The organism is Caballeronia sp. ATUFL_F2_KS9A (assembly GCF_023630765.1).
GTDB lineage: Bacteria > Pseudomonadota > Gammaproteobacteria > Burkholderiales > Burkholderiaceae > Caballeronia > Caballeronia zhejiangensis.
Genome location: NZ_JALQEK010000022.1, coordinates 69,521 through 82,642, shown reverse-complemented (window position 1 = coordinate 82,642; position 13,122 = coordinate 69,521). Strand labels below are relative to the sequence as shown.

Annotated in this window: 13 protein-coding genes; 1 reads left to right on the top strand and 12 read right to left on the bottom strand. The window is 66.4% G+C overall.

Annotation, left to right across the window (positions count from 1 at the left end; genetic code table 11):
* The first annotated feature begins 125 nt into the window (after positions 1-125).
* Positions 126-1,658, top strand: coding sequence for an efflux transporter outer membrane subunit (locus NCS67_RS13105; protein ID WP_250435371.1), 1,533 nt, complete (start codon positions 126-128; stop codon positions 1,656-1,658).
* Here the strand turns inward: NCS67_RS13105 and NCS67_RS13100 are convergent, their stop codons facing one another.
* The 12 genes from NCS67_RS13100 to gspD all read right to left on the bottom strand — a co-directional run bounded on the left by NCS67_RS13100 (position 1,659) and on the right by gspD (position 13,093).
* Positions 1,659-2,438, bottom strand: a complete 780-nt coding sequence (locus NCS67_RS13100) for a type II secretion system protein N (RefSeq protein WP_008352383.1) — start codon at positions 2,436-2,438, stop codon at positions 1,659-1,661. It lies immediately after the preceding gene.
* Complete coding sequence (locus NCS67_RS13095; RefSeq protein ID WP_250435369.1) at positions 2,435-2,938, bottom strand: type II secretion system protein M; 504 nt, start codon at positions 2,936-2,938, stop codon at positions 2,435-2,437. The genes NCS67_RS13100 and NCS67_RS13095 overlap by 4 nt, the downstream gene beginning before the upstream one ends.
* Complete coding sequence (gspL, locus tag NCS67_RS13090; RefSeq protein ID WP_008352385.1) at positions 2,935-4,281, bottom strand: type II secretion system protein GspL; 1,347 nt, start codon at positions 4,279-4,281, stop codon at positions 2,935-2,937. The genes NCS67_RS13095 and gspL overlap by 4 nt, the downstream gene beginning before the upstream one ends.
* Before the next feature lie 36 nt (positions 4,282-4,317).
* Positions 4,318-5,439: a type II secretion system minor pseudopilin GspK gene (gene gspK / locus NCS67_RS13085; protein ID WP_250435367.1), complete on the bottom strand. Its 1,122-nt coding sequence runs from the start codon at positions 5,437-5,439 to the stop codon at positions 4,318-4,320.
* Positions 5,436-6,110, bottom strand: a complete 675-nt coding sequence (locus NCS67_RS13080) for a PulJ/GspJ family protein (RefSeq protein ID WP_239294371.1) — start codon at positions 6,108-6,110, stop codon at positions 5,436-5,438. Before NCS67_RS13080 ends, gspK begins: the two co-directional genes overlap by 4 nt.
* Positions 6,088-6,474, bottom strand: a complete 387-nt coding sequence (gspI, locus tag NCS67_RS13075; protein ID WP_008352388.1) for a type II secretion system minor pseudopilin GspI — start codon at positions 6,472-6,474, stop codon at positions 6,088-6,090. The genes NCS67_RS13080 and gspI overlap by 23 nt, the downstream gene beginning before the upstream one ends.
* On the bottom strand, positions 6,474-6,947 hold the full coding sequence (locus NCS67_RS13070; RefSeq protein ID WP_239294372.1) for a GspH/FimT family pseudopilin: 474 nt from the start codon (positions 6,945-6,947) through the stop codon (positions 6,474-6,476). The genes gspI and NCS67_RS13070 overlap by 1 nt, the downstream gene beginning before the upstream one ends.
* A gap of 16 nt (positions 6,948-6,963) precedes the next feature.
* Positions 6,964-7,434, bottom strand: coding sequence for a type II secretion system major pseudopilin GspG (gspG, locus tag NCS67_RS13065; RefSeq protein ID WP_008352390.1), 471 nt, complete (start codon positions 7,432-7,434; stop codon positions 6,964-6,966).
* A 152-nt stretch (positions 7,435-7,586) separates the two neighbouring features.
* Positions 7,587-8,000, bottom strand: coding sequence for a general secretion pathway protein GspC (locus NCS67_RS13060; protein ID WP_175979674.1), 414 nt, complete (start codon positions 7,998-8,000; stop codon positions 7,587-7,589).
* Positions 8,000-9,217: a type II secretion system inner membrane protein GspF gene (gspF, locus tag NCS67_RS13055; protein ID WP_008352392.1), complete on the bottom strand. Its 1,218-nt coding sequence runs from the start codon at positions 9,215-9,217 to the stop codon at positions 8,000-8,002. The genes NCS67_RS13060 and gspF overlap by 1 nt, the downstream gene beginning before the upstream one ends.
* Positions 9,218-9,221: 4 nt before the next feature.
* On the bottom strand, positions 9,222-10,709 hold the full coding sequence (gspE, locus tag NCS67_RS13050; protein WP_008352395.1) for a type II secretion system ATPase GspE: 1,488 nt from the start codon (positions 10,707-10,709) through the stop codon (positions 9,222-9,224).
* A complete protein-coding gene (gspD, locus tag NCS67_RS13045; RefSeq protein WP_250435365.1) occupies positions 10,706-13,093 on the bottom strand; it encodes a type II secretion system secretin GspD in 2,388 nt (795 codons plus the stop codon). The genes gspE and gspD overlap by 4 nt, the downstream gene beginning before the upstream one ends.
* Positions 13,094-13,122: the final 29 nt, after the last annotated feature.

Genomic DNA, 13,122 nt, shown 5'->3' with positions numbered 1-13,122 from the left:
CCCGTTACGCTAACGTCTGCCTGACGCGCGCGCCGCACGAGCGCCCGTCGCGTTCCGTTACCATTTCGGCTTGCCGCGTCCGTCATATCGAACGGCGCGGCGCCGACAGGAATTCCGACAAGCAGATGCCGTATCGCCCCGCCTTTCCCGCTTCCGCCGCCGCGCGCCTGACCACGACGGCGCTCGCCGCCATGCTCGCGATGTTCATCGCCGGCTGTGCTGTCGGGCCCGATTATCAGCGCCCGACGACGGCGGTCCCGGCCAGCTACAAGGAAGCGCCCGAGGGCTGGAAAGTCGCCCAGCCCGCCGACCAGGCCGATCGCGGCGCATGGTGGAGCATCTATCGCGACGAGCGCCTCGACGATCTCGAAGCGCGCCTGAATCAATCGAACCAGACCATCGCGCAATACGCGGCCGCGTATCGTCAGGCACGCGCGCTCGTCGGCGAGGCGCGCGCGGCGTATTTCCCGACGATCGGCGCATCGGCTTCGGCGGCGCGTTCGGGAACGGGCGCGGGCAACCGGTCGACCAGCAGCTCCAGCCTCGGGCAGACGGGTGCCGTCACCAACCAGTTCAGCCTTGCGCTCGACGCATCGTGGGAACCGGATCTGTGGGGCAGCGTGTCGCGCACGGTCTCCGCGCAAAAGGCCGGCCAGGAAGGCGCCGCCGCCGATCTCGCCAACGCGCGGCTGTCCGCGCAGGCCACGCTCGCGCAAACCTATTTCCAGTTGCGCTCGCTCGACGCGCAGCAAAGGCTCCTCGACGACACCGTCGCGGCCTACGAGCAATCGCTCAAGCTCACGCAGAATCAGTACGCGCAGGGCATCGTCGCGCGTTCGGACGTGATTCAGGCGCAGACGCAGTTGCAGTCGGCGCAGGCATCGGCCATCGATAACGGCGTCGCGCGCGCGCAATACGAACATGCGATCGCGGTGCTCGTCGGCGAGGCCGCTTCCACGTTTTCGATTCCGCCGATTCCGCTCGACGCCACGCCGCCGACCGTTCCCGTGCAGATGCCATCCGCGATTCTCGAGCGCCGGCCCGACATCGCGTCGGCGGAACGCAAGGCCGCGGCGGCGAACGAGCAGATCGGCATCGAAATGGCCGCGTACTTCCCGACGCTCACGCTCTCCGCGCAAGGCGGCTTCGAAAGCTCGGTGCTGTCGCAATTGCTGCGCGCGCCGTCGCGCTTCTGGACGCTCGGGCCGGACATCGCCGCGACCATTTTCGACGGCGGCCTGCGCTCCGCACGCACCGAAGCCGCGCGCGCGACTTACGACCAGAACGTCGCGACGTATCGGCAGACGGTGCTGACCGCGTTCCAGGACGTCGAAGACAATCTCGCGTCGCTGCGCATTCTGGAGAAGGAAATCGTCGTGCAGCAGCAGGCCGTGGAATCGGCGCAGCAGGCGCTCGCGATCATCAACAATCAGTACAAGGCGGGAACGGTCGCGTTCATCAGCGTGCTGACCGCGCAGACGACCGCATTCACCGCGCAGCAGAAGCTCGCGAACATCGCGGGACAGCGGATGGTGTCGTCGGTCGGACTGGTGAAGGCGCTCGGCGGCGGCTGGGATGTCGGGCAGATGGATCGCGAAACGGGCGCGGTTCAAGCGCCCGCGCCCGCGTCGAGTCCGGCGCAAGCCGCCAGCCGCTGATCAACGCATGAAGGTCAGGGCGACCGTGTCCGGATCGGTGTGACGGCCGAGCAGGTTGAGCAGACCCGCGAGGTTTTCCCGCTGATCCGGCGCGGCCGTCGCCGTGCCTTGGAACGACGTCGATTCCGGTGAGATCGCGCCGTTGCCGGTGAGCATCAGCGGACCTTTGCTCGTCGAAAGATCGATGGTCGCGGACGCGCCCTGCGCCTGCAACGCGACGCGATACGAACCGAGCGGCTTCACGCGCGAGACGCGCGAAGCCATGTCATCGAGCGTGACGACCACTTGCCCGTACGCATTGCGGTTCAGCAGGCGGAACTCCGTCCACGAGAGCCGCACGCTGCCGTCGAAATCGAGCGTATTGAACGGCGCGCCGAGGCCCGAGAGCAACGTCGCGGGCACGGCGATCTGGCCGGCGGTGATGACCGCGCCGCGCGTGGTGGCGTCGACGATCACGGCATCGGGCATCGCTTCGGTCTGACGCATGGTCATGTGAACGCGGCCGGTGAAGAGCGGCAGAAACGCCGTCGTCCATTCGATGCGCCCCGGCAAGAGCGTCGCGCCCGCGCCGTCGCTGCCCGCGGCGAGCATCAGCGTGGCCGAGCCGCTCCACAGCGAGCCCGCCGGATCGACCAGATTCACATGGCCGCCCGTTGCCTTCGAGAACTGCGGCACGATCCACGCGGCGGGCATCATCGCGAGCAGCGTGCCGGCGACCGAAATCACGATCACGAAAAGCGCCGGCAACGCGAGCCGGATTCGTCGCGTCCAGTAACTCATTTCGTGCCGGCCGGTTGCAGCGATGCCGTCAGATCGACCTGGCCATCCGGCTTCAGCGCCGTAACGTGCGCCTCCGAGACCTGCACCTTGAACTGCTTGCGGGCGTCGTCGAGCCACGCCGTCCAGTTCGGAAAGGACGCGTTCTTCAACTGAATCTGCACCGCCGCGCCGATCACCTGAACCTGCGTCGGCTGCATGCCGTTGTCGGCGAGCGACTTCGCGAGCGCATCGCGAAACGCGGCGCCGGTCGGCATCACGCCTTCGGCGGCGGGCGCGAGCGAGCGCGCGTCGTTGGCCTGCGCGGTCATCGTCGCGAGCTGGCGCTGCATCGTCGGCAGCGATTCGCGCAGCCGCGCGCGGCCTTCATAGGCGGGCGCCCACAGCACGAGATAGACGAGCGCGAGCCCGACCGCGATGCCGCCCCACATGAGAATGGTCTTCTCGCGCGGCGTGCGCGCTTCCCAGAATTCCGACAGGGAACGTCCGATTTCCGCTTTCATTGGCCGCTCCTGATCGTCCATTTGCCTGTGTTCGTATCGATCGATCCGTTCAGGCCGTTCGCGGCGAGGCGCTTCGAAAGATCGGGATCGACCTTCGTCTCCGGCTTGAAGGTCACTTCCAGCCGACGCTCGCGATAATCGAGCCCCGCGACGCCGTTTACCGGCACCGGACCGAGCGAGCGCGCGAGGCCGTCGGCGAGCGACAGGAAATCCGACGGCGACAGCTCGCCCGATGCCACGCGCAGACGATCGAGATTGCGCGTCATCTGGTCGGGCGCATCGAGCACGGTCGTCGTCTTCGGGAAGGCGTTGAGCAGGAGCTCGGTTTCCTGCGCGCTGATCGCGTCGCGCTGACGCGCAAGCTGCAGCCATTGCACGTTGATGCCGATGATCGACACGACCACCGACGCCGCCACGAGCGCGATCGGCACGCGCAGACGCCGCATCGTCGCGCGGTCGAGCCGCCACGGTTGCGCGGCGAATTCGAACTGGCACAGGTCGAAGCGGCACGCGAGCGCGTTGCGCGCGAGCGCCTCGAACGTGATCGGATGCGCGCCGGCGATGGCCGCCGCAGCATTGCGCGAACCGGACAGGCGCGGTTCGTCGCCGGGCAGATCGGCGAGCGAATAAAGCGTCACGGGTTGATCGCCGGCGAGCGCGGCGAGCGTTGCCTCGATCGAATCGGCGGGCAGCGCGAGTCCTTCGCCGAGCGCCGCGCGTTCGCCGCGCGCAATCGCCACCTCGATGCGCGGCGCGCCGAGCGCGGCGGGCGAGGGCGCAGCCATTTCGCCGATCAGCGCGGGCGCGGTCGACACGACATGACCGAGCAGCCCCGCGATAAACGGCTGCGGCGGCGCTTCGATCTCTTCGGCTTCGCCGGTTTCATCGAATGGCACGGCGGCCGGAACCGGCAGGCAGCGCATCGCGGGCACGGCCTTCAGATTGCGATGTCCCGCGCCCGAAAACGCGCCGACCACGAAGCGGAACCAGCCGCGATCGATCACGCCGACGACGCGCTTGCCATCGGCGAGGGCGACCGGATCGACGGCGATGTGGCACGTCTGCGGATCCTGGATCAGCTGATCCTCGACGACGTTCGGCAGCGCCTGCCGCAAGCGCGGCCCCTTGAGTGGCGGCACGGCAGCGGCGAGCAGAAGCGTGTCGCGCGCAGCGACGATCAGCACGGTCGCACTCGCGCGCGGCAACAGCCCGATCGCCGCGCGGCCGATGCGTTGCGGCTCGCCGCGCTTGTCGAGCAGCAGAAACGGCAGATCCGGCAGATGCCACTCTTCCGAGCGCACCGCGGGATCGCGCGGCGGTAACAAAACGATCAGTGTGCTCAAAGGCCACTTCCTCTCATCAATAACAGCGCATCGGTTCTACAGCGAATCACGCGTGTAGACGATGCGCGTCGTATGCGTCGTCGGATCGCGATACACGAGCGTCGTGCGCTCCAGTTGCGCGCGCTCGTGTTCGACGCGCCCGTGGATCACGAAATACTTCGTCGTGACGTCCATCTCGTTCGAATCGATCGAGACCGTCTTGACGCCCGCGCCGGTCAGCGCGAGTTGCACGTTGCCGATGTCGTGAAAGAACACCGTCTCGCGGCGCGCGACGAACGCTTGTCCCTGCGACAGATTCATGCCCGGGATCAGCGCGGCGATCACTTCGGCGGGCGCGGTGTTCATGTTCACGGCGGTCGTCGTCGGCAGCACGGTGACGAACGGCCTCAGCTTCGCGACCGCTTCCGCGGAAAAACCCGGCACGTCGAGCAGCGAATCGACGGTGATCATCTGCAAGGGCGCGACCGGCGCGTTGCTGTCCGCGTCCTTCAGGCCGGGATCGTCGGTGAAATTGCCGCCGCCGGCCGCGCCGCCGCCCTGCGCGATCGCCGCGAGCGTCGTCGATTCGTTGTTCTGGCCGCTCGCCGTGGTCGCGCTGTTGCCCGTTTGCGTCTGGAAGCGCGTTGCGGAGCGCGCGAGGCCGGCGCGCATCTGCAGCGCGACCGTCTTCGCGAGCGAACCGTTGATGCCGAGCATCGTCAGCAGCCGCTGAAACGCCTGAATCTGCGCGACGTTGATCGTCAGCACGCCGGGCGTCGGCGTCGACACCAGATTGCGCAGGTTGAATTTCGCCTGCGCGTCCTCGATCGAGCCGGACAGATACGTCGACGCGCCTTGCTGCGCGCGCACTTCACCGATCTGCCCGAGAAAATCCGACAGCTTCGTCCGCGCGATCGGCACGCCCCACACGCCGCCGAGATACGTGACCGTCGGCGAAGTATCGGCTTCCGAGCGCAGGATGAGACGCGTCCAGTCGAGCGCGCTGCGCGAAATCCATTGCGCCTGCGCGAGCAGCCGCTGATTCTCGATGCGCCGAATCTGCACCTGCTGACGCCACAGCATGCCCGAGACGAGAATCGCCGTGAGCGATACGACGAGGAGCGCGCTGATGATCGCGACGCCGCGCTGCTTCTTCCGGTTCGGAGCGCGCATGTTCATTCTCCGACCAGAAAGACGCGCGTGATCGGCGTCGCCAGCGTGCGCGCGCCGACCGCGACCTGAACGCCCGACACGGCGCGCGCCAGCGGCGCGTTGCCCAGTTGCGGCACTTTCAGGTTGTTGTCGTTCTGGTTGATCTGCGCGAACACGTCGCCCATGCGCGTCGTCCAGCCTTTTTCCGGAATGTAGACGCGCGTCGCGAGCGACGCCACGCCGCCCATCAGCGGAATCGATGTCCAGCCGTCGCCCGAATCGCCCGACTGCAACGCGCGCCGCACTTCGCCGACATTCGACAGCGGCGGCGATGCATAGCGCACGATCCGCCCGTTCGACAGCCTGTAGCGCACCACTTGCAGACGCGGCGCCGTACCGGGCGCGAAGACGCCGCGCACGATCTGCAGCGAGCCATTGCCGATCTGCACGGCGGGCTGGCCGGCTTCGTCGTCGGTTGCGGCCTGGCGCGCGTCGATACGCATCTGGTCGAACAATTGCGCGACGATGCGCTCGTCCTGCATCGCGTTCTCGATGGTCGCACGGCCGCGAATCACCGAATCGAGCCCGCGCCACGACAGCACCGCGAGCACCGCGAGAATCGCGATGGCGATCAGCATTTCCAGCAGCGTGAAACCGCGCTGACTGGTGCGGCGGTCAGAGCGAGCGGTTCGTTTCATTCGCCACCACCGTGACCATTTGCGCCAGATAGCCGGAGCGGCCCGGCGTCGTGACCAGCATCTCGACGCGCCGGAAAATCGGATTGGGCGTCTGGCTCACGCGCTGCGTGCACGAGAGTTTCAGATTGCCCTGCGAGCAGTCGAACGTGCGCGAGCCGATCGCCGGAAACTGATGCGAGAGCCTGAGCTGCGCGAGTTCGTTGTCCGCGCTCCAGCCCGCGAGCAGCCGCCGATGCAGCTCCGCTTCGCCCGTCGCGAGCGAGCCGACCGCGCGCACCGAGGCGGCGAGCGCCACCGCGATGATCGCCAGCGCGACGAGCACTTCGATCATCGTGAAGCCGCGTTGATGACGACGCTGGCGCATCACTGCACCTGATAGCGGCCGTTGCCGCTGCCGACGATCGTCACGCGGCCTACCGCCGAGAACAAGGTGATTTCCATGGGCGAGTCGATGGCCTCCGTGCCGAACACGAGCCGGCCCGCCGTTTTGTCCGAATCGAGGAACTGGATGGATACGCCGGTCACGCCGCCTTCCCAGCGCCGCTGACGCAGGAGTTCGTCGCGCAACGGACGCCAGCCGTCCTCGGTGCGGACGTCGAAGCGATACCCGCCGTCGATGGGCTGCCACGCGATCGGCCGCGCGCGCACCTGCGCTTCGTCGCCCGCCGATTCGAACAGCAGCGCGAGACGCTGCGCTTCTTCCTTCAGATCGGTGCGCGGGTTGCGGGTGAGTTGCAGCGACGCGAGCGACACGAGCAGGCCCGCGATCACCAGCACGACGAGCATTTCGAGCAGCGTGAAGCCTGCCTGACGCCGCGCCGCCGAATGCCCGTTCACGATTCAAGCCGCCGATTTACTGCCAGGAGCCGACGTCGGCATCGTTGCCTTCGCCGCCGGCCTTGTTGTCCGCGCCGTAGCTGAACACGTCGACTTCGCCGTGCACGCCCGGATTCAGATATTGATACTGGCCGCCCCACGGATCGGCCGGCAGGCGCTCGAGATAGCCGCCGTCTTTCCAGTTGTTCGGCACCGGCTCGGTCGTCGGCTTTTCGATCAGCGCGCGCAGGCCTTGCTCTTGCGTCGGATAACGGCCGTTATCGAGGCGATACAGCTTCATCGCCTGCATGATGGTGCCGATGTCCTGCTTCGCGGCGACGCGGCGCGCCTCGTCCGGGCGGCTCATGATCTTCGGCACGATCAGCGCGGCGAGAATGCCGAGAATCGCGATCACGACCATGATTTCGATCAGCGTGAAGCCGCGCTGGCGGCGTCCTTGCGCCTGAGCTTGTTGAATTCGCATGCGGCGTTGGGTCCACAATTGCATGACTGCTACCTCTTGAATTGAAAATATTGTTTCCGGGTCTTGCCCGGTGATTACAAAAATCGCGCGGCTTTCCGCCTTGCCGAAGCCGCCGGTCATTCTATCGATCCGCTTTCGTCGCGTGATTCGGCCGCAAGCGAGGCATCGCGTCGCGCTCAACGCACCCAGATCGTCGGGCCGGGCGGATTCTGCGGCAGGAAAATCTCCGACTTGACGCCGTTGCGCTCGATGATGATCGAGCGCGCGCGCACTTCCGAAAGCTTCACGCCTTGCGTGAGCGGACCGCCCAGCGACACGGCTTTCGCCGCCTCGCCGCCGTAGCTCACGATGGCCGCCGCGCCGCCCTGCAGCGCGAGAATGCCGAACAGATGCACGTCCGAATTGGCCTGACGCTCCAGCCGTCCGCCGAAAATGGTCGCAGCCTGCTCGACCGACGGCTGGCGCGTCGCCGCCGCGGCGGGCAGCGGCGCGGTTTGCCGCGAAGTCAGCGTGACGACCCAATACGTCACCGTCACGCAAAAGAGCGCGAGCGCGGCGAGCGTCAGTAAGCGAGTTTGAAGGGCGTTCATCACTGCACCAGATTATTCAGTTCGATGATCGGCAGCATCACCGCGAGCACGATCACGAGCACGACGCCGCCCATCGCAAGGATAAGCAGCGGTTCGAGCAGGCTCGTGAGGAACATCGTGCGGCGTTCGAGTTCGCGCGCTTCGCCTTCGGAAGCGCGGTCGAGCATCGTGGTGACGTCGCCGGTCGCTTCGCCCGAGCGGATCAGGTGAACCAGCACCGGCGGAAACGTCTTCGTGTTGCCGAGCGCGCGCGACAGCGACGAGCCTTCGCGCACGCGCACGATGGCGTCGTCGACGTTCTCGCGCATCGCCGTGTTGCTGAGCGTTTCGCCCGCGGCCTGCAGCGCGCGCAGGATCGGCACGCCGGCGGCGGTGAGGATCGCGAGCGTGCTGGCGAAGCGCACGGTGTTGTAGCCGCGCACCAGCTTGCCGATGAGCGGCGCGCCCAGCAGCCAGCGGTCGAACGACATGCGCGGCCCGGGCCGCGCGAGAATCGTCTTCACGAGCCACGCGAAAATCACGACGCCGATCAGCACGGCCCACCAGTAACTTCGGACGAAGGCGGAGAGCGCCATCATCATGACGGTCAGGAAGGGCAGCGCCTGCTTCGTGCTCGCGAACACGTTCACGACCTGCGGCACGACGTAACTCAGCAGGAACGTGACGATGCCGAACGCAATGATCGTCACGATGCCCGGATACGTGAACGCCAGAATGATCTTCTGCTTCAGCGCATTACGCTGTTCGATGTAGTCCGCGAGACGCGACAGCACGAGGCCGAGCTTGCCGGTATGCTCGCCCGCCGCGACGAGCGCGCGGTAAATCTCCGGAAAGTCCTTCGGATGCTGCGCGAGCGCGTTGGCGAACGAATGGCCGCCGAGCACTTCGGCGCGGATCGCGGCCATCAGTTCGCGGATGTAATCGCGCTCGGATTGCTCGGTCAGCACCGCGAGCGTCTCGCCGAGCGGCAAGCCCGCGATCAGAAGACTCGCGAGCTGACGCGTGAGAATCGCCTGTTCACGCTGCGACAGCCGCCGCCCGAGCGACAGGCGCTGCTGGCGCTCGCCGCGCGTGCGCGAGCCCGCCGCCTCGACGACGAGCGGTGTCAGCCCTTGCGTGCGCAACTGGCTGCGCGCGGCGCGGGCGCTGTCGGCATCGAGCACGCCTTTTTGCGTCTTGCCCGCGTGATCGATCGCCTCGAAACGGAATGCCGGCATCTGCTTATTCTCCGCCCGTCACGCGCAACACTTCTTCCAGCGACGTCACGCCGGCCGCGAGCCAGCGATCGCCGTCCTCGCGCAGCGTGCGCATGCCTTGCTTGCGGCCCGCCTCGAGAATCTCGGCATCGGCCGCATTGCGATGGATCAGCGGGCGGATCGCGTCGTCGATCAGCAGCAGCTCATAGACACCGCGACGGCCGACGTAACCCGACTGGCCGCATCGGTCGCAGCCGACCGGATGGTAATGCTTCGTGCCGTCTTCCTCGACGCGCTCTTCCTTGCACACCGGACAGAGCTGGCGCACGAGCCGCTGCGCCAGAACGCCGAGCAGCGACGACGCGAGCAGATACGGCTCCACGCCCATGTCGGTGAGACGCGTGACGGCGGAAGCGGCATCGTTCGTGTGCAAAGTGGCGAGCACGAGGTGGCCGGTGAGCGAAGCCTGCACCGCGATCTGCGCGGTCTCGAGATCGCGGATTTCACCGATCATGATGATGTCCGGATCCTGACGCAAAATCGACCGCAACGCGCGCGCGAACGTCATGCCGATGCGTTCGTTCACCTGCGTCTGGCCGATGCCCGACAGGTCGTATTCGATCGGATCTTCCACCGTCATGATGTTGGTGGTCGTCGTCTCGAGGCGCGACATCGACGCGTACAGCGTGGTCGTCTTGCCGGAGCCGGTCGGGCCGGTCACGAGCACGATGCCGTGCGGGCGGCCGATCAGCTTGTCGAACTGGACGAGCGTGTCGCGCGCCATGCCGAGCGTTTCGAGATTCAGGCGCTGCGCGTCCTTTTCCAGGAGACGCAGCACCGCGCGCTCGCCGTGGCCGGTCGGCAGCGTGGACACGCGCACATCGACCGGACGGCCGCCGACACGCAACGTGATGCGCCCGTCCTGCGGCAAACGTTTTTCGGCGATATCGAGCTGCGCCATGATCTTGATACGCGAGATCAGCGCGCCGTGCAGCGCCTTCTTCGGCCGCACGACGTCGCGCAGCGTGCCGTCGACGCGAAAGCGCACGACCGACGCGTTCTCGAACGGCTCGATGTGAATATCCGATGCCTGTTCGCGCGCCGCCTGCGTGAGCAGCGCGTTGATCATGCGGATGATCGGCGCGTCGTCTTCCGATTCCAGCAAGTCTTCGACTTCCGGAATGTCCTGCATCAGGCGCGACAGATCGACTTCGCCTTCCACTTCGCCGACGACCTGCGCGGCGCTGCCGTCGTTGCGCGCGTAGGCCGAGTTGATTGCCGCGGCGAGCTCGTCGGCGGGCTTGCGGATGATCGACAGCGCGCCGAAATTACGCGCGACTTCCGCGAGCGCCGCGTCGGTCGTGCGCTCGCTTATCCAGACTTCGATGCTGTCCGCGTGCTGATGCGCGAGCAGAATCTGCCCGCTGCGCGCAAAGCCGTAAGGCACGAGCCGGGCCGCCAGCGGCGACGCCGCGGTGCTCGCGCTCTCGACTGCATCGTTGACCGTGCTCACGGATGGACTCCCGTTGCGGCATTGCCCGGCATGGCGTTGGTCGCGCCATTGGCCGGAATCGCGTTCGTCGCGCCGTTCGACGACGCCGGATACGTGCTTTGCGGCGGCAGCGTCGATTGCGGCGCGGTCTGCGTCGGTTGCGGCGCGGGGCCGGCATCCGGATTCTGCGGCAGCGTCGTGCTCGGGCCGGGACCGCGCGTCGTATCGCTCCAGTCCAGCAGATTTTGGGCCGGCGGTCCACCGCCTTCGGAAGGACCGAGCGGTTTCGGCGGCATGACCGGCACGTTCTGATCCTTGATGATGCGGTTATCCGTCGTCGAGCCGTATTGCTGCTGACGCAGATAGTCGTAACGCGTGTTGGCGATCTGCGTGGCCGTCGCCTGGTCCCGCACGATCACCGGACGCAGGAACACCATCAGGTTGGTCTTCGTGCGCGTCTTGCCTTCGCTGCGGAACAGGCTGCCGATGAACGGAATGTCGCCGAGCAGCGGAATCTTGCTGTTGTTGTTGTTGTACTGATCCTGCATCAAACCGCCGAGCACGACGATTTCGCCGTCGTCCGCGAGAATCGTCGACTGCACCGAGCGCGTGTTGATCGTCACGCCGCCCGGATCGTTCTTCGTCGTGGAATCGACGCTCGAATCTTCCTGATAGATCTGCATCTTGAGCACGCCGCCGTCGGTGATCTGCGGCTTGACGTGCAGGGTCACGCCGACGTCGCGGCGGTCGAACGTGTTGAACGCCGTGACCGACGTGGCGGCGTTGGCGGTCGGCGTCGCGTACGAACCCGTCACGACCGGCACGTTCTGGCCGACGACGATCTTCGCTTCCTCGTTGTCGAGCGTGATGAGGTTAGGCGTCGAGAGGATGTTCGCATCCGCCGATGTCGACAGCGCCTGCAAGAGTCCGCCGAGACCGAAGAGATTGCCGAAGCGGTGCAAAAGGCCGATGTTCAAGCCTTGCGCGAGCAGGCCGGACGTCGACGTGAGGGACGACGGATTCTGCGCGATCGCGTTGCCCTGCAAGGTCAGATCGACGATGTTCGTATTGCCGGCGCCGAAGCTCGAGCTGCCGTAGAGCGCGTTGTTGCCGCTGTTGGAAAGCAGCGCGCCCTGCCACTGAATGCCGAGATTCGAACCGCTCGTCGCGGAAAGTTCGACAATCAGCGCTTCGATGTACACCTGCGCGCGGCGCGCGTCGAGCTGGTCGATCACGGTGCGCAGGTTCCGATAAACCGGATCCGCCGCGGTGATGATCAGCGAATTCGTCGCGGCATCGGCCTGGATCATGCCGCCGCCCTGGTCGTTGCCGGAATCGTTGTCCTTATTCGACGAGAAACTCGAGTCCTTGTTGCCGGTGCCGCCCGACATCGGATTGCTGCCGCTGCCCGAACTGCCGCTGAGTCCGCCCGGCAGCGGCGGCGTGCCGGACGTTCCGGTGGACATCGACGAATTGCCGAGACCGCCGCCGCTCTGACCGAACGTGTTCGAGCTGGTGTTCGACGTGTTGTCCGAGCTGTTGTTGCCCTTGCCGAGCATGCCTCGCAGCGTCTTGGCGAGACGCGTCGCGTCGGCGTTGCGCAGCGCCACGACGTGCATGTTGCCGGGCTGGGTCGTGGGCGCGTCGAGCTTCTGCGCCAGTTGCTTCGCCGCGGCGAGGCGCGAGCTGCTCGATGCGCGGAACATCAGCGAGTTGGTGCGGGCATCGGGCGTGACGGTGACTTTCAGCGTCGCGTCCGTGCTGCCGATCGCGCCGGGATCGAGCAGCTTGTTCATCTGCTCGGCGACGTCGATCGCATTCGCGTTCTTCAGCGTGACGATGTCGACGGAGCGGCCCGCCGCCGTATCGACGCCCGCGATGATGCCCGCGATGCGGCGCACGTTGTCCGCGTAATCGGTGACGACGAGCGTGTTGTTCGCCGGATACGCCGCGATCGTGTTGTTCGGCGAGATCAGCGGACGCAGCACCGGCAGAAGGTTGTTCGCCGATTCGTTGTGCAACTGAAAGACCTGCGTGATCACCTGATCGCCGCGCGCCGCCGGCGCATTGCCGACATACGTGGGCACGCCCTGCAGCTTGGCGTCGGCTTCGGGCACGACCTTCAGGACGCCGTGATCCTGCACGAGCGCGAAGCCCTGCATGCGCAGCGACGACTGGAGCGTCTTCAGCGCTTGGTCCTCGGGAACCGAATTCTCCGAAACCAGATTGAGTTGCCCCTTGACGCGGGGATCGACGATGATCGTTTTGCCGGTAGCGGCGCCGATCGCTTTCGCGACCTGGTCGATATCCGCGTTGACGAAATTCAACGTCACCTGCGCGTGCGCGGCTTGGGCGACGATAAGTCCCGCCGCCAGCATTGCCGTCGCCAGACGACGCAGTGCCATAGGTTGTCTTCTCATGGGTTTGATGTCAG